This is a genomic window from Polyangiaceae bacterium, assembly GCA_016715885.1.
Taxonomy (GTDB): Bacteria; Myxococcota_A; Polyangia; order Polyangiales; family Polyangiaceae; genus Polyangium.
Genome location: JADJXL010000019.1, coordinates 216,642 through 239,434 on the forward strand (window position 1 = coordinate 216,642; position 22,793 = coordinate 239,434).

The following is a 22,793-nucleotide window of genomic DNA, read 5'->3' on the forward strand; positions in this document are numbered from 1 at the left end:
CTTCAATTTACTCCAGATTCGTCTTCGGGCAAACCCCACGCATCGGAAAAACGCACGCGCCAGATCCGCCCAAACTTGCGCGCTCGTACGCCGTCGAGGCGCGCTTCCGTGGCGCCATCCGAGCCCCGTGTCGCACGTCGCTCGAGCGCCTTGCGCAATGCGGCGACGGTCATGCTCAGATGCGCGGCGGCACGTTCGAGGGGCAACCATGGGCCATGTTCATGGTTTGCGTCAGTGTTCTTTTTCGACACGCAAAACCCCTTTCCTCGTCGATCATGCGAACGACGAATACTTGCATTCATCTGTGCCATCACTCGCCATTGCGGCGATATTCGATTAAGTCGGTATGCCAGCCCATCTCAAGATTGGGGCCAAATTCTCCAGCGAGTATTGCTCCGAAAGCTTTTGCATCGATTCGCTCACGTCGGGCAACGAAGGCGTTGCAATCGATTGCAGATTGTCCCGAACCGCGGCATTGGAATCCCTTTGCGTGAACCGATAAGGCTTGGGACGACTCGACGACGTCGCGGAAGCGGATGGCTCCGTCGTCGGCGTCGCACTCGGCTGTGCGGGTTCCGGTGATCTTCCCGGCACGGTCGGCGGCGTCTTCAGCGCGGCCGCCATTGCCATCGCAGCGAGCTCCTCCGTCGTCATAGGTCCGGAGCCGCGTTCTGGAGCCCTTTGTGCTGACGCGACCGCACCCGTATTCGGTTGTGGCGCGGGAGCGGGCTTTGCTTTTCGTTTCTGCTCGCCGAGGTCCGCACCAATCACTGCCATCCGCGACGCAAGCGCCCCATTCGCAAGGTCGTGAAAAAACTTCCCAACCTTTTGCGCCGTTTTGTTGAGAGAAAAGCCCAAGCACGCCGCGACTCCGTGAAAGAGGCAGGCGACGCCTGCATCGATCGGAATGCCCCAAATGTTCGCTTTCTCCCCCAAGTATCCCCGCAGGTAGCCCATTCCGAAGGCCGAGCTCGTCACCGTCAAGCTCGTACGGACCTCCGACACGAAATGAGCGTCGCGCGCCTCGAGCTCGTTGACGCGCCGCTGCTCCTTCTCCGCAAGGGCCCGGTACTTGTCGAGCAGCTCATCGACCTTTTTTGAATCCAGCGACGAACCCATGCGCACCTCGCTGTGAGTAGAGAACGCATACGACGTTCGATGTGGCGTGCAAGCGCAAAATGATCCCCATGCTGCCGCCCGGAGGCACCAGCGGCAGCATCGACCCCATGGCGCCGGCACAATGGTGGCACTATAGATGTGAATGATTTCGCATAGTTGGTGTTGCCGCCAGGCTCGCACTGTCGGCACAACGAAGAAAGTGTTAGCCTCTCGATTGGCTTGACACGACGTTGCAGTTGTCACTTGCAGCGTTGAAATGGGCAAACCCGCAAATTCTCTCGCTTCGAAGCAGATTTCGGTGAGGTTCTCTCGCCGGTTCGTTCGTCATAACCAAACGAAAGGGGGCTAGATGAAGACGTATCTCACTCGTCGCGAAGCCGCTCAGAAGTACAAAGTTTCAATCGCGAAACTCCGCAGATGGGAGGCAAAGGGCTCGCTACGCCGCATTGACGCGTACCGTGTCGACCACAAAACGAACAAAGCTGGACCTGCCGTGCAGTGGGTCTACGACGAAGCCGAGATCGAAAAACTCGTGCAAGCATCGCCGCCAAGCCTCGAGGGTCCACGCAACGTGACGGAAGCGAAGGTCTTCGACCTCTTTGCGCGTGGTAAGAACCTAGTCGACGTGGTACGTCAAACGAAACTTCCGCTCAAATCGGTGCGGATGCTCAGGGACGCCTACGTTCAAGAAACCGGGGGAATGTTCGTGCCTGAATACGTTTTGCGTGCGATTCGGAAGCTCGGTATTCAGGTTGAATCGCCCGAAGAGATCTACATCAGACTCGAGCTGTTATTGAAAGGTTACCGTCAAGCAAACTTCGAGAAGGGCCAACTGGAGCAGGTTCTGAAGAAGCATTGTGGGGAAGCCGTGCTCAAAACGGTGCGGCGAAAACCGGAATGATCGTGCATCAACAACGTGTGTTGCTCGGGCAAACGTGCGTCTCGACGAATTCAACTGCCGTTGGGCGAATCGTGCAACTCGCGCGCACGTCGCGTTGTGTGGACCCTGCACAATCGCGTGTATGTGTCAAGAGGCGGTGATGCACGGTTCTGACACGTCGTCGCCCGTGATCGACCCTCGATCGACGCAGCGTGACGTTACTGTGCTCGAGCTGCGTCACGAGCACCAGCTCGACGCCTTCGTCGACCACATGTGCAGCTTCCACGATAATGGTCGTGTGGATACTCTGCTCAGAAGGTTCGTCGAATTGACACAAATGACGGATACACGAAACATTGATTCCCGAGCGTTACTGCAAACATGTATAGGGACCATACCGATAATACTTCGGTCTGGAATCCAGCCGAACGTGTAGCCAATACACGCCCATTCCAGCCGTGCTCACCCAAAGGGGTCGATCGCTGATACGGGCCAGACCGCTCGACCCAGGGCGCTCAGCAGCGTGTGCACTTGCGCTTGCGGAGCGCCGCGAACGAATGCTCCGAGGTGAGTATACCGTATCTGTTCCGCAATTGGGCAAGGAACGACCAGCATTGCGTCGCGCCCCAAATTCTCGAAGGTAACAATCTCGCTCCCGGAGGCATCTTTTCCGAAGTGTTCGCTGAACGCTTGGACTTCCGGCAGAGCCATTGCAAGCGTTGGCGCGTCGGTGACGACGTACTCGAACCCGCGTTCCGCCGTATCGGCAGTGAGCGGCGGCGTCTCCCAGAAAAAGGCGGCAAATGGCACGGCGCAAAGATCGTCGATGAATGCTTGACGAAATGGCGCGCTCGATAAGCACAGCTCATACGCCCTGCGCGTGGAGAGCGGCACACCATTCCAATGAATGATGCTCTTGCGCGTGCGGGAGTCCAATTGCTTCGTGTCAGTGGACCACATATTTGCAGGCTTACTTCCTGGTTCGTCGGGCAAGATAACATGTCAACGTTTGGGCGCAGAAGATAATTCGCCGGGTCAGGTTCCTTTGTCCGATGATGCGCTCATGGACAAGGGCATCGAGCTACGCGCGGTGGTCGGTCAACTTCGCGCGAAACTCAAAAGCCACTTGGGGATTGTTGCCGCGAAGCCGCTTCGCGTGTAGCGGCATACTTGTTGGCGACAGCGTTTGTTACGCTGTCCATCGACGCGAGCACGAACTGCAATTCGATGCCGGAAGGATGGCTCGAGCGTCGCGGACAAACAAAGACCTTGACAAACCGTAGTGGAAGGGAAATCATCCCCCCGCAGCGTGCATCAAACCCACGACACGGAACGAGTCTCATGGTTGACCTTGAAAAACTACGCGCCGAGCTGCGTCGAATGCGTCGCGGTACGCTCTTGACGATTGCCGAGCGGGCCATCGAAATACTTCCGCCGTCGGCACTTCACGCGCTCGTGGGTGATTGCGTCGATTGGTCCAAATTGACGGTGTCGTCGGCCCACGAACCTCCGTCGCTCCTGGAAGAGGTCCAGCGTTTCCAAGCGGCTGTCGTTCGTCGCGAATATTGGGAGGATTTCCTCGTCACCTCGAAAAATTGCGATGAAGTATCGGGAAAAACCGAAGCCTATCTAGCGGAAATGGATCGCCTTTTCTTTCGATGCGTGCGCGAAACTGAAAGCGGGGCGTATGTGGCGGCACGTGGAGCGTACGAAGAACTTTTCGCGCTCATTCGTCGTGTAAGTGCATGCGAGGAGGAGCTCGTATTCTTTGTGGATGGGGGCGGCCTTTGGGAATATGGCCTCGATTGGCAGAGGATTCTGCCGGCGTACGTGCATTGCCTTGCCGAGACGGCTTCACCGGACGAGTTCGCTGGAGAAACGATGCAGGTTCTACATGAATTCGAGTGCCCACATGAAGCGCGAATATTGGCCAAATCCGTGCAACATGCGAACGCGACGCAAAGGGCAGCACTGGCGAGCGGCTTGGCTGGCTACAGAGCGTCGCGGCAGGGCAAGAGCGACTATTGTGGCCTGCTCCGAGAGAATGGCGCGGCCATTTAGGATGCGAGGTTCAGAATATCGGAATGCTGCCGCCCCTCGTAGGTTCCATTGATGAGGCATGCACGGGGACGAATGGCCAATCGGTGGATCAGTTTCGTAGCAGAGGTTCGTCCTTCTGTTATGCGCTGGTTCGTCAAACCATCACGAAGGTTCGTCCGACTAACACGCCGGTTCAAGCGAATTTGTCGACGTTTCGTGAAAAGATTCTCCATGTCCTTGCCAAACACTGATACCCTACGGAACATGAAACAGCAATCGAACGGGGCAGGGATTGGAGCCAAGGTGTCGGCGCGGATTCGCGAGCTCAGCGCAGCGCGAGGCCTTTCGGACGAGGCGCTTGCGAAAGCCGCAGGACTTTCTCCACTCGAAATGACGTTGCTCGACGAAGGAAGCGAAGACATCACGAGAGACATGCTCGATCGCATTGCGGACGTTTTTGGCGTCCATCCGGCCGTGCTTTGCATGTTCCCCGACGAACATCCGCTTGCAAGCTTGCTGGAGAAGCAACGTGATCTGCCGAAAGCGGAATTCCAAAAGCTCGCAGCCGAAATGATTTCGAAAGGCCTTCGCGCTTCGAAAGGCACAGCATGAGCGTTTACCCACGAATCGTTTGTCCTTCTCGCAAAAGGGGTTTGTCGACAGTGCGCGAGTTCGCCCGCGTACTGGATTTCGTTTGGCGCGGATGCTTGCGTTCGGCGGACGTGATCGTGTAGGTTCGTCCGCGCTATGGTTCGTCGAATCATTCTTGGGGCCGTTGTTGCGAGTGCGCTCAGTGCTGCCTTGTTTGCGGTCAATGGCTGTGTAAGTAGCGCCAACCTTGGGCATGATTGTCCGGATGGGCTCATACGCGAATGCTGTCGCTGTGTGTGGCCCGAAGACTGCGTCGAAGGGAAAAGAGGGGTCGACGTGCCTGCATGGTGCGATGAGACTCCCGGCGGCACGAGGCTCGATGAATGCCGCTTGAGCGTGCAGCGTTATTATGGCCTGCCCTGGTGGTGTGCGGAGTTTCTTGATGGCGCAGACGCTGGAGATGCTGCGGATGGCGCGTCTTCGGCGTGTTCGAACGGCACATGCGCCATGCTCCCCGATGGCTGGGAACCAGTCGTGCTCGCGTCAGGAGCGATGGTCGTTCTGCCCGAATGTCCAACGTTCGCACCCAACGTGATGTTCGAAGGAAGCTCGGTGCCTGGCGTGGATCCAACGTGTCCCGCATGTTCGTGCGACGCGCCCGTTGGAGCATGCAAACCTCCGACGACATGGACCGTGGGTTCGTCCGCGTGCATCGGTAACGATGTCTGGACAAACTTCGATCCGCCCGCAGGATGGGACGGATCGTGCGCATCGAACACCGCGATTGCAGAAGGTATCCTTTGCGGCGGCAAACCTTGCGTCGCGTCGATCAACATCTCGCCGCCGGTCATCGAAGAAGCTCCCTGCGTGGCACACGCCACTGTTCCTCCCATCGACATTCCGAAGGCGAAGGCGGACGGACCGTACACCACAGAAGGTCTCGCATGTTCGGGTGATCCATGGCCTGCATGCGCGACAGCGGGCGAGCGGTGCGTACCGTCGGTGAATGATCCGTTTGCCGCGTGCGTGATGCACGAAGGAGATGTTTTGTGCCCCAATGGTTGGGACTCAAAGCAAGTCTTGTACGGCATGATCGATGATCAACGAACGTGCTCCGAGTGCTCGTGCTTGCCTTCGACTGGCGCAACGTGCTCGATGAAGGTGCAACTGTTCGGCGATGCGGCTTGCTCGACGACGGAGTTGGAGGTCAACGTGTCTGTCGACATGGCGTCGGACTGTCACCTCCTCATGCCTGGCGTCGCGCTTGCCGGAAAGCGTTCCGACGTGCTCGAATACAAGCCTGGCGCGTGTGAACCGAGTGGTGGCGAGTTGCTTGGCGATGTGGTGCTTGCGGATGCTCGCACCTTCTGCTGTCGCACACCGACGATCTGACGCGGTCAAAACCACACGAGCACCGACGCGCTCGCGCTGCCCGAAACCGCCGACGTGTCCCAGCGCTCTGCCAGGTTGTCGTCTTCGATTTGCGCGCGCATGATGGGCGCGAAGAGATCGACATCCATGCGCACCGACCAGCGATCCGACAGACTCTGCTCGAAGAATCCGCGGGCTCCAGCACCTAGGAACCGCGCCGTATCGACCTGCGGTCTGGTAGGTTTGAGGGGAGTGAACCATGCGTTTCCCCAGATGAGCTCGCCGCACAGCCCGAACACTTTGATGCGGTAACACGGCACCACGGCAAAGGACCAAGCGAGTGTACTCGAACGACGGTCACGCCCAGGGCCGCGCGTCCGCCGGCAAAGGTACCCGCATGTGGCCTCGATTGACCACGATGGAGACCATCGCCAGCCGCCAGGAGATGCAGCCGACGACGGTTGCAGGGGCAACGCGAAAGTCGACGCGTGCGCCGGCTCCAACAAACCAATGGAGTAGGGGCTTCGCCGCTGGGGTGAGAGGTAGCTCGCAAGGCGAACACTGCGGAGGAGGAGGTGGAGGAGGCGGTGGCGGTGGGGGAGGGGGCGGAGCTGCAGGACACTGTGTTTGCTCCGCTTTCGCGGGCGTCACGCCCTTGTTCATCTGGACTGCCGCGCGGAGTGCGCCTCGATAAAGCACTTCGAAACAGCTCATATTCGCTGGAAGATCGATCCGCTCCTCCTCGAGCATCTGGCCATCGAGGTCCTTGACGACCACGTCCAAGCGGTAAATCGCTGGTGTTTTTGCAATGCGCACCATGATGACTCGCTCGGCCGGCGGCTCGAGCAACGGGCCATCGAGCATTGGTAGAAGCATCCCATTCAAGTCCATCTCGCGTTTGCAGTCCGGCAAACTTGGCGGCACCGACAGTTCGACTCGGTAATGCGGCGCCTCGGCACGCGCTGGATTTGGTAACAAAAACCACGTAACCATAGCCAGGAGGCCCAATACCGACCGTCCAGGTGTGCGATTGGACACTGGTTTGCGACTTTTTTGAGGGAGCATGTCGATTTCGAAGATCGTTTTTGGGGGGGTTCGCTCTTTACTGGTGAGGCCCCAGCGCGATGCGATCAAGACGAGGCGACGCGGAGAGGATAACCGTGAGCGAGCAGAAGGCAAAGAAATGGAGGAATTGGCTCGGCAGGTAAAACCTCTCCATGCGTACCTCGTATCACGCGGCGTTCCCGCAATGGATGCATGGGACGTGGTGCAGGAAGCATTCATTGCGGTATTCAAGCGTCGAGATACGCTTCCGGAATGTGCGGAACAACGGAATGCAATTTTCTTCAGCGCGGTCAATTTTGGGATGCGGGCCTATTTCACTGAGCAGAGTCGCGCGTTCGATCGAGCAGCTCGTGCGCATGAATATGCAGTGTTCCTGGGCATGACGCAGGAGCGTGACATCTCGGGGGTGCTCGAGGCACGCGAGCAGCTCGAAATCGTACTTCCGCAGATACCATCGGAGCAGTGCCAGGTTTTTACCGATAGGGTGCTCGATGGCTTGACAGTTCCCGAGGTTGCCGCGCGGCTCGGGATGAAGGCGAATACGACCAAAGGGTATTGGCGGCGAGCGTTGGAAACGCTTCAAGAGAAATTGGAAAGCCTCGAGCATCGCGGTGTGCGTGGAGTTCTCGTTTTCTTTGCCATTTCGAGTGTCCTCGCGCTGGCCAAGAATGCAAGCGCAATGATTGGGGGGCTCAGAAAGTTTCTTCGGCCTACGGGTCACGCACAACTTCGCATGGTCGCAGGTTTAGCAATGGCAGCCGCCGTCATGTTGGTGCCGCCGAATTCGCGTGCGTCAGCAGATGAGGAGCGAATTTTGCGACTGTGGCGGGCACCGTATCGCGGCCGGAAGCAGCATCCGTCGCGGTTGCGCCCGAGAAGAACGCGTCCAAAGGAGGCGCCGAGGGTTACCAAATTGCCGTCGCCGCCGGTGCCATTGGTGGTTCCGCGACAGACAGCGCCGAAAAAGTTCACAATGAATGCTGGTCCACCCGACTATTTGATATCCATGACCATGTCGGCGCTGCGATATGGCAAACCTGAACGGGCGCTCGAGTTGCTCGACCGGTACGTGGCAACGAATGGGAAGGCGGCGAATGCACGGTCAGTGCAAACGCTCCGCGCGCAAGCGCAGCAGGCGATAGCGGCAAGACACTAATGGATTTGGCCCAGCAATCGAAAGCTCGTGCGGTCGATGTTAATTTCACTTGCGCAATTGACAATTTCATTCGATTAGGCATGTCGGCCGCTCGAGGCGGCATTTCGGATTGCATTGACGGTCTCTACAAAGATCGCGTCGGGAGCGGTGTGTCCGCAGCACGGGAGGAGTATGTTGCGTCAACAATATGAAGAAGATTCGCTGGTCGTTCGGGTGGGCGCGAGAATCCGCAAATTGCGCATGGAGCAAGGATTATCGCTGCGCGATTTTGGAAAGCAGGCGGGTGTGCACCCGTTTCACGTCATGGCTATCGAGCTGGGGCAAGTGGCAACGAATACCAATACGCTTCGGGCCATCGCAAAGGCGCTCGGGGTCGCGCCGCTCGACCTATTGAACCACGACACCGAAAACGACGATATCGGATGCCTCGTCGAGATGATGCGCAAGCAGCCCGATTGCGTCCGGAAAATCATGCGCAAGGTCAGGCCGCTCGTGGAGAATTGAGAGGCGGACCTTTGGGGATGGTGGCCTTGTCGTTTCGAACCACATGTCGCTGAGCACCACGAGCGCACACCCGGAACGAACCTCCATCGGAAACTTTGGATGCCAAGTGCCAAAATCGTGTAGCGTGCGCCTGTGCTCAAAGCTCTGCTGCATCGAAAGCTTCCGCGCGGCATCGTCGAGAGTGACGACGCTGCTGACGCCGAGAACAGTGCCCATGTTGAGCCTACGCGACGCGAGGATCCGCTCACAGCGACAGTCTTCGAGCGGCTTGCGTACCTCCCGCCCAATCTAACCTGGGACATTTTTCGTCGGGCGACCAAAGCGCTTGCGGATGGGTCAGCGTTGCCCGTCGATGCCCCTTCGGGCGCTCCGACATGGTCCTTTTGGCCCAGCCTTCGACCCGGCGCCGACGGAGTGAACCGGCAACGTGTCGAGCCGGATGTGCTCGTCTCCTGGCGCGATACTGTGCTGGTCCTCGAAGCGAAGCATTACGGGCAGCAACACGCACATCAATGGGTCGAGCAAATTCGAGCCGTTCGCGCAATGCCCGAGCATTCGGGCAAGCGTATCTGGCTCATTGCCGTTGGAGGGATCGTTACGCACGAGCAAAAGGCGCAAGCGGCGTATGTTCGTCGTGAACTCTCGAATGCATCACCGGGATTGCTCGCGCTGCGATGGGAGGACCTACATCACGCAGTCGACGAGCTTCGCACGTCGTCACACCCTCGAACAATCGGCCGTTTTGAACGACATTGCCGCAGCGCTCAATGCATGGGGATATCGCAGGAAAACGTGGTTCGCGACGCTGCGACGGAGTGGTCCGTCGTTTCAGGCAGAACGAGCCATGGCCGTACTGCAAGCGTGGAGGGTGCGATGAATGACAAGAAAAATGAATTGGCGGCGGCGCTCGTGGACGTGCGGCGCGCGTATCGATTGCTGCATGCGTACCATCGGCGAGTAAACGATCTGCTCTACGTGGCTCATGAATTTCTTGCGAAGCAGCAGGCGGAATTCGAGTCATGGGGCCCCATCAATGTTTGGATGCTGCCCCAGAAGACCAAACCATTTTTCAGGCCAGAGACGTGGGCATGGGATTTGACGCCGGCCTATCAGGTGGAGTGTGTTTGGCGTAGATCGCGAAGTGGCATGCACCACAAGATACACATACACGCTATCGCGGATACTGGCTATGGCGCCTCGGGTGAAGGAGAACCCAACCCTGCCAAGTTCGAGCCTGAGGAAGCGTGTCGGTCCGAGCTTCGAGTGGGACTTCATCGAACGCGTGCCAGTGAGCCTGATTGGAGCGCTGCGTGGAAACAGGTGTCCGTGAATTCCGCAAGGAAAAGCGGGGGAATTCATCGGGTCAAGGTTGCGAATGACGAATACGCGTACCGCTATTTTGCCATCGAGCTCGTTGAGCTCGCCAACGAGCATGCCATAAAGGAAAAACTCTTGCGGCCAATCGACGAATGGATTGCGGGCGCTTGAAGCTATCCCAAGACCCCTTCCAAAAGCCCGTCTACCGCAATATCAGGCACCCAGTCTTTCCACCCGACTGCAATCACATCGTCAGTTTTCCTTGGCGCGCCCGGTACATTCGACGATGCCACCAAGATCGCCTTGGGCCACCCGTGCAGTTGTGCAGCATATTCCCAGCGATAGAGCATTGCCTCGTGCAGACCGCTGAGAATGTAATCGGGTCGTTCGGAGTGCTTGATCTCGATGACCGCCGCGCGCTTCATGTCACCCTTCTCTACGACTACGGTCACATCGGGTCGCATTCGGCCATGCTGTGCGAGGTAATGCCGAGCGGAATCTTCACAAGCTCCCGCGTCGAGCAACGCCTGATCATAATACACACGAACGCGCGCTCCGCTGGAGTGCTCGAATGAGGCCACTTCGTCGCGATCTTTGCGAACGATGCACCGGAAAAACGCCCAACCTCCATCGCCGACTTGCTGCAGCTTCGCCCATAATGCTTGGATCAAACGGATCAATACAGCCACCTCGAATCGCTTGTGATTCTTCAATGGCATCAGCGCTCCGGCCGCGAGAACCGCGGCAATGTTGTCCGGATCGTCCGCGTCGAGCCCGGTACGAAGTGCCGTATGCCATTCGAGCGCCGCATGATAGGCAGGGTGCCCCGCTGCTCGAGCGGCTTGTTCATGCGCCGCCATCACTGGTTCCAGTGGTACATTGCGCAGTTCCGTCGTTGCCAGCAGACGTCGAAGCTCGCCCTCGCAACCTCGGGCATCAATGCTCCACCCGTCTTCTTCGAGCACGTTCGCTTGCCGAAGATCTACGAGAACACCAAGGAGTCGCTCGGCAATGGCTCGCACGAGCACATTTTCCGGCAAAGCGAAGCTACGCTGCCGAGTTGTGGTCGAAAATCGTGCAGGATCGCCAGAAGCGCGATGCGCCAGCGTGCGTTGAACGTCGAGCCGCCCGTGAAATGCTCCGCGCCAATCTCGTGCGATGATCTCAGTTCGGGATGGTAAGTGGCGCGCGAGATCCGGAAGAAGCTCTGTCGCAAAGACGCGCAATTCCTTGATTCGTGGCGCCAGCGTAGCCACTGCCCGCAACAATTCGAGTGCATGCTGGCGACCTGTGATCCGTTCGAGGAACCGGGCGGCTTCTTCGGCAGAAATGGGCTCCACGCGTGAGTTGGGTAAAAGATACCCCGGAAAATGGGTCCTTACAAAAATTTCCCAACTGCCGTCGCTCACGATGCACCAAAACGGAAATGCGGAAAGAGTTCCTCGTAACGTCGTCGTAATCGTTGAATGGCCTCTGTCGACGTCCACCCTGACAAGGTCGCGAGCAAGATGCGAAGGGCCTTGATTGCGGGCTCTTGTGGCAACCCCTCGAGCTGCGGTAACAGATACATTGCCATGGCTTCCGCACAACCATCCCCCGAAGCTTGCCGCCGACGCATGTAATGAATCATGTCGAGCGCAATGGCTGGGCCAATCGGGCGATGGGCAAACAGTCCGCTTTCGCTGAATAACCGAGTCATGGGCCCGACCGCCTCCTCGGGCAGCGGCGGACTCATGCCTTCTCGGCGCGCATGGTTTTGGAGCAGGCGCGCGTAGATCTCATCACTCGGAGCGTCGATATGAATGATTGCGAAACGTCGCTGCACTGCGTAGGATAGCCGAAATAGCGACGTCTTGTCCCACGTATTCATCGTCGCAAGGACACGGAATGTGGGCGGCACGCGATACGTATGGGTCTTGTCGGGTCCAATCGATACGACGGATCCGTCCTCGCGCTGCAATGCCGTGTCGATGGCATGTCCGGAGAGTACGGTCATCAATTCGCCGAATGCTCGATCGACATCGGCTCGGTTCAATTCGTCGATCACGAGCCATTGATATCGTTCAATCGCCCGAAGAAAAACGCCGGGCCGGAAAGCGAGCGTATTGTCCTTCTGCAAGGCATATCCACCCACGGTATCGAATGTCGTCCAATCGGCGGAAGCCGTCGCCATGAATGAGCCCGCGCAATAACCATCGCTTGCCGCAGCCTTGGCAAGCGCCTTTGCCATTTCTGTTTTTCCCGTACCTGGCGGTCCAACGAAAAGAATGTGCTTGCCCGCCGATAGCGCCGCGCACGCTTGCGCCATGACACCATCGGGAAGTTCGAGATGTTGTGTGAACGATGCGCATCCTTCGGGCGTCAAGTCGAGTTTCGTGTCATCCCACGCAGAGGGTGCAATGGCGGTATGTTGATCCGGTTTCGTCGCGACATTATTCAACAGCGGATCGTCACCAATCACATCGCCATCGTCCTCATTGCCCTCCGACTCCTGGATCGTAGGCGATAAACCCCGCTCGGCGAGGATTTCATCGAGCCGCGCTTGAATCGTCATAACTTCATCAGCATGGTCGGCGAGCAGTTCTCGGCCGAAATCAGTCAATTCGTCACCGTCGTCATGTCTGTCCGTTGCGCCCAGCGACAGCAGCCAATTTCGACGAAACGCAACCTGGTTCGCCGTTTTCCAATCCTTGCCAATCAGTGCCGGAAGCAAGTCGCGAAGTGCAGCGGTTCCTGCGCGTCGAAGTGCTTTGATGATGACGAGAAGGTCGAGCACTCCCGTATATACCGAATGAAGCCGGTTGAAGAGCTCCTTGGATTGCCGCGACACGAGGTACGTTTCACCGTCCGCAGTGAGTGCAAACTGCTCATCGCGGAATTGTAAAAAGCCGAGATACAGGAGCAGGTTGATGTATCCGCTGCGCGCTGTCGATCCCGTGACCTCGTACCGATTCGTGAAAATTGCATGCAGAGCAATCTCCGAAATGGGCCCGGCTTGCAATTCTTCAAGCAAGGCCTCGAGCGTGCGTTTATATTGACGTACTCCACCCGGCAGCGGCCAAATGCCGTCCTTGCGCGGGCTTGCGGGCGACGGAATCGATTTTACTGGCGTATGGGATAAGCCGTTCGTCCCCTGAGTCGTCGAGTTTTTGATCGCCACTTTCTCGATATCGAATGGCGGCTTTCCGACGACGCCTCCTTGATCACCTCGAACGAAGAATGGCAATTTCAGCAGCGCGAGATGTACGAGCCGCTTGAATCCTTCTCCCGCAGATGGTTCAACATTACCACTCGGCAACTGGACAGAGAATGCTTCGACATACCAGGGCGATGTTCGAGGCAATTTCGCCCGTTCTACCGCAGCTTGAAGCGGATACGCAATACGCGTCATGACTTCGTCGGCGTTTTCGCCTCCGCGCTTGAATGGCGCAAAGGCTGCCGTGATTTGAGCGGTTTCGCCGTCGGCATGCCCGCGAATACGTAGGGCCACGGTGATCCACCCGATTTCTTGTCCCGTCGCAGCAACCGTCGTGCGGATGCCCGTCAGATCGCGGTAACTGCTTCCTCTTGGCCACCAGGCGACACTCAAAAGCAGTTCTGTGCTTCCACCTGGCCAGGTGCAACGCGCGCGTACAGCACCTGGCAATGGACCGTCGGCACTTTCGTCGAGCCCCTCGAGTCCGCGAGCTGGCCAGCGTGCCGAGGGCAATCGTTCGACTTGCACCTCGACGGGCACGCCCTCGACCGTGATGGTCGTCGGCGCTGCGGCGTCGAGCACCGTCCTTATGGCGCGCAGCGCGATACGGTTTGCATCAGGTCGGTGCACGGCCGATTCGTCATGGGACTCTTTGAGCATGGGAATTCGGGCAAGGTACTACGAACGGGCGGCGATTGGGAAGGATTGTGCTCCGTTGCGATCAGATGCGTCGCTCACCCGCCAACAGTTCGACCAACCTTTCCCGTTGCCCACATGTTGCCCACGCGAGCGTACCTCTGCGTCGTTTCCCGTCTCGTCGTGTCGCGTTGCCTATGGCCCCCTCGTTATCGCAGCGTGGCTGAGGCGTTCCATTTTGTGTTGTTGTTTCAGTCAGTTACGAGGGGTTTGCCATAAGGAAGTTTCCCTATTCCTAAACCGTTGGTCGCAAGTTCGATTCTTGCCTGGGGCGCCAATCATTTCAAGCACTTACGCGCCCCCACCTCCTCGAACTTCCTCACCTGACTCAGCCGTGGCCTCACAGTGGCCTCAACCCTCCTCGAAAGGGTTTGCCCACGGAAGGATCCGCGAGCGTGCTCGACTTGAAGGCCGGACGGTCTGAGCCGGCGGCGACTTCTGTTGAGGTCCGCACAGCACGAGCGGCCCAGGCAGTGGTTTAGGAATAGGGAAACTTCCTTATGGCAAACCCCTCGTAACTGACTGAAACAACAACACAAAATGGAACGCCTCAGCCACGCTGCGATAACGAGGGGGCCATGGGCAACGCGACACGACGAGACGGGAAACGACGCAGAGGTACGCCTGCGTGGGCAAATGTGGGCAACGGGCAAGCGGTGGAAAATGTTGGGGAGGGTTTGTCGGGGAGGGAGAGGCTTGAACGGTGCCCGGCAGGACGTGCGGATACTGAATGCTTCCATTACGAGGCCACTCAGACTTCATATTTGGGGATGGTTCATGCTCGCGCAGTTGACAACTGTCACCATCCCACCGGCATCGACCTTCTCCGCCACACCGGTCAGTAAACCCGGCAGTGATGCGAGTACCGCCGTCTCAGCAATGGTGACCCACGACCACTCGACCGGGGGATCCGCTCGTTCGGGTACGCATTCCCCCATGGCTTCGTGGGCGAAAAAGAAAAAACCCTCCCACTGCGTGCCTAGCACGTCGTATACATCGTGCGCAACCAGCTTGAGCGACGTCACAGGCGCTTCGATTGACGTTTCTTCTCGCAATTCACGCGCAGCCGCCTCGGCGGGCTTTTCGTCGGCCTCGACTTTGCCGCCAGGAAATTCCAAAATGGCCGTCCAGGCTCGCGCAGCACGAGGAATCGACCGTCAGCCCTGCGAATGACAACACGAACGAACGATTTCATGGCAAAACCCCAGCTTCGCAAAGCAACGCGAAAGGCGCTCGGCCGCATCTTCGACCGTTCCGAAGGCTTGGCGGAAGTGCACGATGCGAATATTCCGTTCGGCCGCAAGTTGCATCGCTGCTTCGATGAAGTAGCGCTGCGTCTCATAACTCTTCGAGAATGCTTCATCGCGATCGAGCGCGCGATTGCGACGAGCAAGCATCACTCGCCAATCCGACGGTTCAACTTGAACGTGACGATGCAATCTGCATCCGGTAGAATGCGCCAATCAGTACGTGCAATGCCCATAGCCAAGTCAAAATAATGATCATCTGGTGAGAGCAACCATTCCATGCCCGGACGGGCAAGATAGTGGGCAATGAGTTTGTCATAATATGAATCCACAAGCGCCACACCACCCGCTGCACGAATTCGATCTGCTTCGCGCAAAAGCGGCACACGCGCCGATCGGAACCACATGAGGCCCGTGAAATGGCAACACTGTTCCCATTGCAGAACGGCATTGCCCCATTCACGTTCTTCAGGCTCGAGAAAAACTCGAGCGTTGATCATCGAACCGAGAGCACCCATGACGGACGATTTTCCCGAACACGGCAACCCAACAGCAACGATAAGTTTTCCGGGTGTTTCCGCGGTCATGTTTTTCCGATCTCGGTTGCGGAAAGCTCACGAGAATGAGCCGTGCGTTTAGCAATGCGCTGCGGAAAAAGTGACAGGACTGCAATACTGACGATGCAAACGATACCGGCAATGATTTGACCTATCGACGGCCAGTGAGTCATCAGTGGCAGCGAATAAAAGAATACGAAGATCGGCCCAAGCGCTCGCAAAACATTGACGAGTGTGAACGATGCGGCACTAAGGGCACGATAATACAACCAAAGACCAGCAAACATCGTCACGAGGGAACAGCCGAGCACCCACACCGCCGCCCCGACATCCAATGACAAGAAAGCCCGTCCTTCGAGGGCTAGCCCCAAGACGGGCAGCACGATGGCAGCAAGCACCCGCGACCAGAATAACGTCGTGCTTGGTGTAGCACCGGAAGCGAAGCGTTTTGCCAGCAAATTCGCAAATGCAAAGCAAACGACATAACCCATTGAAAGGACGACGCCCCATGGCGATACCCGTTCGGCGTCGCCTTGAATGAATATCACCGTACTGCCTGTCGAAATAATAATCAGGGACCAGTCTCGCACCGAAAGTCGTTCATGCAGAACGAAAACGCCAAGAATGGCGCAAACGACAACGTACGAGCGCCCCACCAGCGACACAACAATCGGACTCAATTGCGCCAAACTCAGATACAAAAGTGCGAGCGCGGCTGCATTCAGAAGAGAAAAGGCAGCCCATTGCCGAGTATCCTTCAGCGTAATAGCACGTCCTCGAAATCTGCTCCATACGGCCGCGGCCACAGTCATTCCAACAGCTTCGATGGTTGCGGCTTGAATGGGCGAGATGCGTCCCATGAGGACCTTCATCGCCGGATACCAGCCCGCCATGAGCATGACGGACCCGAGCGCCATCCACAATCCCTGACGCGCCTTCGTTGCACCCATGGGATTACCCGACAATGAAACACTCCTTGACGGCGACTATGAATTCATCCGTTACTTGCGGTTCAACGCTGAAAATCCAGCAGAGTGGCTGGCCTTCATTGATGTGGTCGCCTATCCGAAAGCCAATTCTGATGCCCGCTCGTGCTCGAAATGCACCGCCATAGTCATTGCCACCGGCACCAAGTCCAAAGTTGACGAGATGGCCAAGACGCCGTTGATCGATTCGCAGCAATTGACCCTCTCGCGCACTCGCAACCGGGATGTGCACTCCTGAAAGTCCGAGCGTGCCAAAGGGGTTTTGTCGCAATGCGTCGATGGTTTGTGGCCGAACGCCGTGCGCCTCGAGCAGCGTCTCGAACGCCAAACCGACCTCCCCCGATTCGAACCACCCGCGCGCCTCGATCACCCACGCATCCGTAGTCGCGCTGCCGTGTGCGCGCAACATGAGGAGGCCATAGAACGTCAACACCAACTCACGCTGCTCGCGCAATGCACGGGCGTCCCAGTCAGAGGATGCGCCAATGCCCATCGTTGCCAATGCCTCCGCTACTTCGAGGGCATTGCCGATGGCCATTCCATTGGGCTGCGGCGTATCGGTCAGGTGAGCGGAGCATGGCACACCGCCTTCCGCAACAACGGAAAGCATAGCGTCGGCACAGCGACGCGCCTCGGCTTCCGAGCGGAGAAACGCCCCCTCACCGTATCGGACGTCGAGCAGCAGATGGTCGGCGGGGACGGCCAATTGTTTGCTCGCAATGCTTGCGACAATGAGCTCGTGTGATTCGATGGTTCCGGTCACGCTGCGCAATTGATAAAGCTTTCGATCAGCGGGATTGAGATCACCATGCGTAACCGTCATCGCGACACCGCAGCGTGACATGACTTCGATGCTCTCGTCACCGGGTTCGGGAAAGCGAAACCCAGGAATGGCCGATAGTTTGTCCCATGTTCCACCAGTAAAACCAAGCGAACGTGCAACCAAGAAATTCGAGGCAATGGGGATATTTGTCGCCGCCTTGACGAGAACGCTTGGCAGGATTAGAGCTGCTTTTTCCGACAAGCCGCCCGTTGGATATCGTCGGACGAGTTTTCGGCCGGCAAGCGGAGCGGCACCACGATAGTCATAGGTGCGCCCGGAGTCTTTCATTGCGTGGGTCATGTCATGAAGGCATTCCATAGACATGCCGCGCTCCATGACGGTTCCGAGCCACGCCGCGACCAGATGGGAGGGCAGTCGTTCGTGCACGTAATCGTCGAGGAATGCGCGAAGATCTGCACACCGTGCAGCTCCATCGGTCCAATCGGCCCGCAGCACACGCGTCACGCGAGGATGCGGATTGACCGTCGGCACTGACAATGCCGAGCAATGCTCGGGAAATGCGGAGCGAAGCGTGGCCGTAACGTCTGGCAATTCGGCCGCGAGTTGCGCACACAATTGGGTTTCGATATTCGTTGCTGGGCGATGAAGAAGACGGGCAAGGACGGCAGCCTTGACGACGGGCGCGGTCGTAGATCGCGATAGAATCGCAGCCTCGGTTGCGGTAAGAGACGCACTTTGATTCAGTTTGTCAAGACAGCAGATGACGTCATCCATGGGCGCGTTTGGCAGTGCGTCGCTCATCGGCGCTCGCTCTAAAGCGGCTTGTCGGAAGGATGTATTGTTTCACGCCACAATTTGAATCTTGGCTACCGCGAACCAAGTCGTTTTACGAGGGTACGTATTTCCTGGCACGCGGGGCCCAAGGCCGCTTCGATGTCGCTCGGCGCTACAGGGACATTGTACTCGAGCGGCGTGATGCCGAGAAGATCCGACGGCGTCTTGATGTTCCCGCCACGCGGTCGAAGCAAGAGCGTTCGCTCACGCCCCAACGCTCCCATGAACAAACCCAGCTCGAAGATCACGTTGTCACGAGGAGCGGGCGAGTCCGTTCCGCGGCTCTGCGTCGTGTCGTCACCCCGTAGCACGAATAGGGCAAAATCGGATCTTGCAGATTCGGCAAGCAGATCATTGACCGGAACGCCGGACGGGCCAAACACACCATTGCTCCAAATCGTCACGACCATTGGATCGTGCGTGAGCTCCTTTTGGACGATTCGCGCGATTTCAAGCCCTTCAACGGACGAACCAATGAAAAGCCTTGGTTGCGCGTTTGGCGTGCGCACGAGCGCCCCCCGTTCACGCAGACGATCCGCCAGCAAACGCGCAAAGCCGCGCCATAGCGCGGGATGTTGCTGTGCGATCTCAGTGATTTTCGATTCGGTGACCCATGCCGCAGCCGTTTCTTCAGACGCACGCACCGTTGCGCTGCGTTTCGCCTTGGGATCGATTGCGGTCATCTCACCGACGTGCTCGCCTGCCATTCGAGAAGCGACGCGCTGCGCGTTTACGAGAATATCGACACGACCTGCGAGCAGAAAGGCGACATCGTTGCCATTATCGTCCTGTTGCATGAGGACGTCACCCGCTTGATGAACGCGAATATCCGCGGCGTCGGCGATTTGCTGCGCGATCGCTTGGTCATGCGCGACGGCCCGTTGCTCGAGGAGCGCGTCCAGGAGCCGACGACGGCCGTCTTGCCCTTCGAATCGGCTTTTCATTTGACCACCCAGCCATAGTTTGTCCTCCATGCTCGCTCGCGAGAACCATTATACTCAACGAAATCCTCCACCCACATATCCACACCATTAGCGAGTTTCGTATCACCGTCCATGTTGGTGCGACAGATATCGGATACATATACGCAATTGGGGGATCGGCCTCGATCGCTCAACCTCACGGCCCGATTTACAGCATCTCCAAGCCAGACGAGATCGTTATGATTGTCGTTCCGAGCGAGACCGGCTTTTACGCAAAGGACTTGCCCATGATCGATACCAATGCCGAAATCGAGCACGTGCTGATACGGCTCGAACAGCTTCTTTACTGAATCTTCCGTCAACATCCACTTGATGTGCATCGCGGTTTTCACTGCCTTGTTGATCGTCGCCTTCTCGTTCTTCGGAAAAAACGCGAGGATGCTATCGCCGTTGTAGCTCCTGATTTGCCCACCTGCGTCCGCAATGAGCGTGGTTGCGGTGTACAGGTATGCCTTGTGGATTTTCGCCACGTTGTGCGCCTTGAATTGATTGAGCACTTTCGTGGACCCGCGCATGTCGATGTACAACGTCGATGCCCAGAACCGCACGCCCGTATTCCCGAACGTGAGCCGGTTGTCACCTGGCCCAGGGATGCTGTCTGAGTCCGTGATCGAGTAGTCACCCGTGGCAAGCACCTCTTTGAGTCGCCCGACGATGTCGTCCTTCATCCCCATGATTCGCCCCTTCATTCCCCTCGCCGAATGGGCGCTTGTTCGCCCTTGGAAGGGCCGAGCATCGTAAACCGCAAATTCTACGACGCAAGTGAGATTTGGAGATCGCGAAAGATTTCTTCTGCCGTCTCGACGGCTGCCCCCAAGACCGCCACGCCACACAACGTTAAAAAGCTTACTTGTTCTAACAACAGGCCGGGGTGCCTGATATTGCGGTAAATGGGCTTTGGGAAGGGCTCTTGGGATAGCTTCAAGCGCCCGAAATCCATTCATCGATTGGCTGCAAAAGTTTTTCCTTCACAGCGTGCTCGTCCCCAAGCTCGACAAGATTGATGTCAAAGTAGCGATACGCGTATTCGTCATCCCCAATCTTGATCCGATGAACGTCACCGTCTTTCCTTGCGGAATTCCTGGACTGTTGTTTCCACGCAGCGCCCCAATCAGGCTCACTGGCACGCGTTCGATGTAGTCCCACTCGAAGCTCGGACCGACACGCTTCCTCAGGCTCGAACTTGGCAGGGTTGGGTTCTCCTTCGCCCGAGGCGTCGTAGCCAGTATCTGCGATAGCGTGTAGGTGAATCTTGTGGTGCGTGCCAACCCGCGATCTACGCCAAACGCACTCCACCTGATAGGCCGGCGTCAAATCCCATGCCCACGTCTCTGGCCTGAAAAACGGTTTGGTCTTCTGGGGTAACATCCAAACATTGATGGGTCCCCATGACGCGAATTCCGCCCCCTGCTTCGCAAGAAATTCGTGAGCCACGTGGAACAGGTCGTTTACTCGCCGATGGTACGCATGCAGCAATCGATACGCGCGACGCACATCCACGAGCGCTGCCGCCAATTCATTTTTCTTGTCGTTCATCGCACTCTCCACGCCTGTAGCGCAGCCATGGCTTTTTCCGATTGAATCGATGGCCCAATCGCACGCAGCGACGAAAACCACGTTTTCTTGCGATACCCCCATGCGTCGAGCGCCGCGGCGATGTCGTTCAAGACAGCCGATTGCTCGGGCGCCCGGGACGAAATGCGAAAGTCGTCGATTGCATGATGCAGGTCTTCCCAACGCAGCGCAAGCAATCCCGGTGATGCATTCGAGAGAGCGCGACGAACATGGGCCGCTTGTGCTTCTTGCTCGCGTGAAACGTTTCCTCCGACCGCAATGAGCCAAATGCGCTTGCCCGAATGCTCGGGCATTACGCGAACGGCCCGAATTTGCTCGACCCATTGATTGGCACGTTGGTCACCATAATGCTTCGCTTCGACAACAAGCAACGTATCTACCCACGAGACAAGCACATCAGGCTCGACGCGTTGCCGGTTCACTCCGTCGGCGCCGGGTCGAAGGCTGGGCCAAAAGGACCATATCGGAGCGCCCGAAGGGGCATGGACGGGCAACGCTGACCCATCCGCAAGCGCTTTGGTCGCCCGACGAAGAATCTCCCAGGTCAGGCTGGCCGGAAGGTACGCGAGCCGTTCGAAAATCGACGCCGTGAGCGGATCCTCGCGTCGCGTAGGCTCAACATGGGCGAAGTTCTCGGCGCCGGCAGCGTCATCGCTCTCGACGATGCTACGGGGAAGCTTTCGATGTAGGAGAGCTTTGAGCACGAACGCAGGCTACACAGTATTCGAGCTCGGCATCCACTGATTTGGGCGACGCCCCCCAACGCTCGCTGGAGGAACAGGCGTGGTGTCCCAACTTCACGATCCTGAGAAGAGCAATCAGACCGAAGTAGGCTACCGCCTCGCATGGGCGCGGACGTACCTGCGGAAGTACGGCCTCCTGGAGAACTCGGCGCGTGGGATTTGGTCTCTCACTGCGCGGGCCAAGCAGGTGAAGGACGTTGACCCGCAAGATGTGGTCCGAAGCGTCAGAGCAGCCGATAAGAAGGGCGAGCAGGATGAGCAAAGCGAGGCACAGCCCCCGGAAGTACCCACGGAGGCCCAATGGCAGCAAAAGCTGCACTTCATCTTGACCCAAAAACTCTCGCCTGCCGCATTTGAACGGCTGGTCCAGCGACTGCTCCGAGAATCGGGGTTCACCCAGGTCGAGGTTACGGGTCGAAGTGGTGACGGAGGAATCGACGGACGCGGGATCGCTCGAATCAATGGGCTGATGAGTTTTCACGTGTTATTCCAATGCAAGAAATACAAAGGAACCGTGTCCGCCAGCGAAATTCGGGATTTTCGCGGCGCGATGGTTGGTCGTGCCGACAAGGGACTGTTCATCACCACGGGCACATTTAGCCCCGCCGCAGTGAAAGAAGCCACGCGCGATGGCGCTCCCCCAATTGATCTCGTCGATGGCGACGAACTTGCGGGCAAATTGAAGGAGCTGGGTCTCGGACTCAAACGAGAACTGGTTGAAGCCGTGACGGTTGATGAAGGTTGGTTCGACAATCTATGAGATGGGTCATCCGGACAAAGCTACCTTCCCCAAACGCCGGCCTCTCAATTCTCCACGAGCGGCCTGACCTTGCGCATGATTTTCCGCACGCAATCGGGCTGCTTGCGCATCATCTCGACGAGGCATCCGATATCGTCGTTTTCGGTGTCGTGGTTCAATAGGTCGAGCGGCGCGACTCCGAGTGCCTTTGCGATGGCCCGAAGCGTCTTGATATTTGCTGCCAATTGGCCCAGCTCGATGGCCATGACGTGGAACGGGTGCACACCCGCCTGCTTTCCAAAATCGCGCAGCGATAGCCCTCGCTCCAAGCGCAATTTGCGGATCCTCGCGCCCACGCGAACGACCAGCGAATCCTCTGCATATTCTTGACGCAACATACTCCTCCCGTG

The 22,793-nt window shown here is 57.7% G+C and carries 26 protein-coding genes; 9 read left to right on the forward strand and 17 right to left on the reverse strand.

Annotated elements, in window-relative coordinates:
- Positions 1-2: 2 nt before the first annotated feature.
- On the reverse strand, positions 3-251 hold the full coding sequence (locus IPM54_25265; GenBank protein ID MBK9263100.1) for a hypothetical protein: 249 nt from the start codon (positions 249-251) through the stop codon (positions 3-5).
- A gap of 85 nt (positions 252-336) precedes the next feature.
- Positions 337-1,119 (reverse strand): hypothetical protein, encoded by a 783-nt coding sequence (locus IPM54_25270; protein MBK9263101.1) that lies wholly within the window; start codon positions 1,117-1,119, stop codon positions 337-339.
- A 349-nt stretch (positions 1,120-1,468) separates the two neighbouring features.
- Here IPM54_25270 and IPM54_25275 point away from each other — a divergent pair, with 349 nt between their 5' ends.
- Complete coding sequence (locus IPM54_25275; protein MBK9263102.1) at positions 1,469-2,020, forward strand: hypothetical protein; 552 nt, start codon at positions 1,469-1,471, stop codon at positions 2,018-2,020.
- A 441-nt stretch (positions 2,021-2,461) separates the two neighbouring features.
- Here the strand turns inward: IPM54_25275 and IPM54_25280 are convergent, their stop codons facing one another.
- The gene (locus tag IPM54_25280) at positions 2,462-2,959 is read right to left on the reverse strand and encodes a hypothetical protein (protein ID MBK9263103.1); all 498 of its coding nucleotides are present in this window, start codon (positions 2,957-2,959) and stop codon (positions 2,462-2,464) included.
- Positions 2,960-3,008: 49 nt separating this feature from the next.
- Between IPM54_25280 and IPM54_25285 the strand changes: the two genes are divergently transcribed.
- The 4 genes from IPM54_25285 (at position 3,009) to IPM54_25300 (ending at position 6,022) form a co-directional block, all read left to right on the forward strand.
- Positions 3,009-3,161, forward strand: a complete 153-nt coding sequence (locus tag IPM54_25285; GenBank protein ID MBK9263104.1) for a hypothetical protein — start codon at positions 3,009-3,011, stop codon at positions 3,159-3,161.
- Positions 3,162-3,340: 179 nt separating this feature from the next.
- Complete coding sequence (locus IPM54_25290; protein ID MBK9263105.1) at positions 3,341-4,060, forward strand: hypothetical protein; 720 nt, start codon at positions 3,341-3,343, stop codon at positions 4,058-4,060.
- Positions 4,061-4,303: 243 nt separating this feature from the next.
- Complete coding sequence (locus IPM54_25295; GenBank protein MBK9263106.1) at positions 4,304-4,651, forward strand: helix-turn-helix transcriptional regulator; 348 nt, start codon at positions 4,304-4,306, stop codon at positions 4,649-4,651.
- A 315-nt stretch (positions 4,652-4,966) separates the two neighbouring features.
- Positions 4,967-6,022: a hypothetical protein gene (locus IPM54_25300; protein ID MBK9263107.1), complete on the forward strand. Its 1,056-nt coding sequence runs from the start codon at positions 4,967-4,969 to the stop codon at positions 6,020-6,022.
- A 5-nt stretch (positions 6,023-6,027) separates the two neighbouring features.
- Here the strand turns inward: IPM54_25300 and IPM54_25305 are convergent, their stop codons facing one another.
- Both IPM54_25305 and IPM54_25310 read right to left on the reverse strand, forming a co-directional pair.
- Positions 6,028-6,324, reverse strand: coding sequence for a hypothetical protein (locus IPM54_25305; GenBank protein MBK9263108.1), 297 nt, complete (start codon positions 6,322-6,324; stop codon positions 6,028-6,030).
- A 34-nt stretch (positions 6,325-6,358) separates the two neighbouring features.
- On the reverse strand, positions 6,359-6,994 hold the full coding sequence (locus IPM54_25310; protein ID MBK9263109.1) for a hypothetical protein: 636 nt from the start codon (positions 6,992-6,994) through the stop codon (positions 6,359-6,361).
- 190 nt (positions 6,995-7,184) lie between these two features.
- Between IPM54_25310 and IPM54_25315 the strand changes: the two genes are divergently transcribed.
- The 3 genes from IPM54_25315 (at position 7,185) to IPM54_25325 (ending at position 10,214) form a co-directional block, all read left to right on the forward strand.
- Positions 7,185-8,222, forward strand: a complete 1,038-nt coding sequence (locus IPM54_25315; GenBank protein ID MBK9263110.1) for a hypothetical protein — start codon at positions 7,185-7,187, stop codon at positions 8,220-8,222.
- Between the two features lie 171 nt (positions 8,223-8,393).
- Positions 8,394-8,726: a helix-turn-helix transcriptional regulator gene (locus tag IPM54_25320; protein ID MBK9263111.1), complete on the forward strand. Its 333-nt coding sequence runs from the start codon at positions 8,394-8,396 to the stop codon at positions 8,724-8,726.
- Positions 8,727-8,858: 132 nt separating this feature from the next.
- Positions 8,859-10,214 carry a hypothetical protein gene (locus IPM54_25325; protein ID MBK9263112.1) on the forward strand — a complete coding sequence of 452 codons (1,356 nt, stop codon included), beginning with the start codon at positions 8,859-8,861 and terminating at the stop codon, positions 10,212-10,214.
- Between the two features lie 2 nt (positions 10,215-10,216).
- On the opposite strand, the gene IPM54_25330 is transcribed toward IPM54_25325, so the two are convergent.
- The 11 genes from IPM54_25330 to IPM54_25380 all read right to left on the reverse strand — a co-directional run bounded on the left by IPM54_25330 (position 10,217) and on the right by IPM54_25380 (position 21,605).
- Positions 10,217-11,383 carry a hypothetical protein gene (locus tag IPM54_25330; protein MBK9263113.1) on the reverse strand — a complete coding sequence of 389 codons (1,167 nt, stop codon included), beginning with the start codon at positions 11,381-11,383 and terminating at the stop codon, positions 10,217-10,219.
- Between the two features lie 65 nt (positions 11,384-11,448).
- Entirely contained in the window at positions 11,449-13,869 is a 2,421-nt protein-coding gene (locus IPM54_25335) for an AAA family ATPase (GenBank protein ID MBK9263114.1), read from the reverse strand.
- An 824-nt stretch (positions 13,870-14,693) separates the two neighbouring features.
- On the reverse strand, positions 14,694-15,086 hold the full coding sequence (locus IPM54_25340; protein ID MBK9263115.1) for an NUDIX hydrolase: 393 nt from the start codon (positions 15,084-15,086) through the stop codon (positions 14,694-14,696).
- A gap of 6 nt (positions 15,087-15,092) precedes the next feature.
- Positions 15,093-15,335 (reverse strand): hypothetical protein, encoded by a 243-nt coding sequence (locus tag IPM54_25345; protein ID MBK9263116.1) that lies wholly within the window; start codon positions 15,333-15,335, stop codon positions 15,093-15,095.
- Positions 15,332-15,700: a hypothetical protein gene (locus tag IPM54_25350; protein ID MBK9263117.1), complete on the reverse strand. Its 369-nt coding sequence runs from the start codon at positions 15,698-15,700 to the stop codon at positions 15,332-15,334. Before IPM54_25350 ends, IPM54_25345 begins: the two co-directional genes overlap by 4 nt.
- A gap of 65 nt (positions 15,701-15,765) precedes the next feature.
- Complete coding sequence (locus IPM54_25355; protein ID MBK9263118.1) at positions 15,766-16,689, reverse strand: DMT family transporter; 924 nt, start codon at positions 16,687-16,689, stop codon at positions 15,766-15,768.
- A gap of 4 nt (positions 16,690-16,693) precedes the next feature.
- On the reverse strand, positions 16,694-18,310 hold the full coding sequence (locus tag IPM54_25360) for a hypothetical protein (GenBank protein MBK9263119.1): 1,617 nt from the start codon (positions 18,308-18,310) through the stop codon (positions 16,694-16,696).
- A 65-nt stretch (positions 18,311-18,375) separates the two neighbouring features.
- Positions 18,376-19,287 (reverse strand): nucleotide-binding protein, encoded by a 912-nt coding sequence (locus IPM54_25365; GenBank protein MBK9263120.1) that lies wholly within the window; start codon positions 19,285-19,287, stop codon positions 18,376-18,378.
- Positions 19,284-20,000: an adenylate/guanylate cyclase domain-containing protein gene (locus IPM54_25370; GenBank protein ID MBK9263121.1), complete on the reverse strand. Its 717-nt coding sequence runs from the start codon at positions 19,998-20,000 to the stop codon at positions 19,284-19,286. The genes IPM54_25365 and IPM54_25370 overlap by 4 nt, the downstream gene beginning before the upstream one ends.
- Positions 20,001-20,247: 247 nt before the next feature.
- Complete coding sequence (locus IPM54_25375) at positions 20,248-20,862, reverse strand: hypothetical protein (protein MBK9263122.1); 615 nt, start codon at positions 20,860-20,862, stop codon at positions 20,248-20,250.
- Positions 20,859-21,605, reverse strand: a complete 747-nt coding sequence (locus IPM54_25380) for a hypothetical protein (GenBank protein ID MBK9263123.1) — start codon at positions 21,603-21,605, stop codon at positions 20,859-20,861. The genes IPM54_25375 and IPM54_25380 overlap by 4 nt, the downstream gene beginning before the upstream one ends.
- Positions 21,606-21,684: 79 nt before the next feature.
- Between IPM54_25380 and IPM54_25385 the strand changes: the two genes are divergently transcribed.
- Complete coding sequence (locus IPM54_25385; protein MBK9263124.1) at positions 21,685-22,404, forward strand: restriction endonuclease; 720 nt, start codon at positions 21,685-21,687, stop codon at positions 22,402-22,404.
- A gap of 44 nt (positions 22,405-22,448) precedes the next feature.
- Here the strand turns inward: IPM54_25385 and IPM54_25390 are convergent, their stop codons facing one another.
- Entirely contained in the window at positions 22,449-22,781 is a 333-nt protein-coding gene (locus tag IPM54_25390; GenBank protein ID MBK9263125.1) for a helix-turn-helix transcriptional regulator, read from the reverse strand.
- Positions 22,782-22,793 lie beyond the last annotated feature (12 nt).

Bases quoted from the DNA above. Each gene is read 5' to 3' on its own strand.
- IPM54_25350 (MBK9263117.1), bottom strand. From the start codon at position 15,700: ATGGGTGCTCTCGGTTCGATGATCAACGCTCGAGTTTTTCTCGAGCCT.
- IPM54_25390 (MBK9263125.1), bottom strand. From the start codon at position 22,781: ATGTTGCGTCAAGAATATGCAGAGGATTCGCTGGTCGTTCGCGTGGGC.
- IPM54_25360 (MBK9263119.1), bottom strand. From the start codon at position 18,310: ATGAGCGACGCACTGCCAAACGCGCCCATGGATGACGTCATCTGCTGT.
- IPM54_25310 (MBK9263109.1), bottom strand. From the start codon at position 6,994: ATGGTTACGTGGTTTTTGTTACCAAATCCAGCGCGTGCCGAGGCGCCG.
- IPM54_25275 (MBK9263102.1), top strand. From the start codon at position 1,469: ATGAAGACGTATCTCACTCGTCGCGAAGCCGCTCAGAAGTACAAAGTT.
- IPM54_25375 (MBK9263122.1), bottom strand. From the start codon at position 20,862: ATGAACGACAAGAAAAATGAATTGGCGGCAGCGCTCGTGGATGTGCGT.
- IPM54_25290 (MBK9263105.1), top strand. From the start codon at position 3,341: ATGGTTGACCTTGAAAAACTACGCGCCGAGCTGCGTCGAATGCGTCGC.
- IPM54_25355 (MBK9263118.1), bottom strand. From the start codon at position 16,689: ATGGGTGCAACGAAGGCGCGTCAGGGATTGTGGATGGCGCTCGGGTCC.
- IPM54_25270 (MBK9263101.1), bottom strand. From the start codon at position 1,119: ATGGGTTCGTCGCTGGATTCAAAAAAGGTCGATGAGCTGCTCGACAAG.
- IPM54_25370 (MBK9263121.1), bottom strand. From the start codon at position 20,000: ATGGGGATGAAGGACGACATCGTCGGGCGACTCAAAGAGGTGCTTGCC.
- IPM54_25315 (MBK9263110.1), top strand. From the start codon at position 7,185: ATGGAGGAATTGGCTCGGCAGGTAAAACCTCTCCATGCGTACCTCGTA.
- IPM54_25295 (MBK9263106.1), top strand. From the start codon at position 4,304: ATGAAACAGCAATCGAACGGGGCAGGGATTGGAGCCAAGGTGTCGGCG.
- IPM54_25280 (MBK9263103.1), bottom strand. From the start codon at position 2,959: ATGTGGTCCACTGACACGAAGCAATTGGACTCCCGCACGCGCAAGAGC.
- IPM54_25320 (MBK9263111.1), top strand. From the start codon at position 8,394: ATGTTGCGTCAACAATATGAAGAAGATTCGCTGGTCGTTCGGGTGGGC.
- IPM54_25365 (MBK9263120.1), bottom strand. From the start codon at position 19,287: ATGAAAAGCCGATTCGAAGGGCAAGACGGCCGTCGTCGGCTCCTGGAC.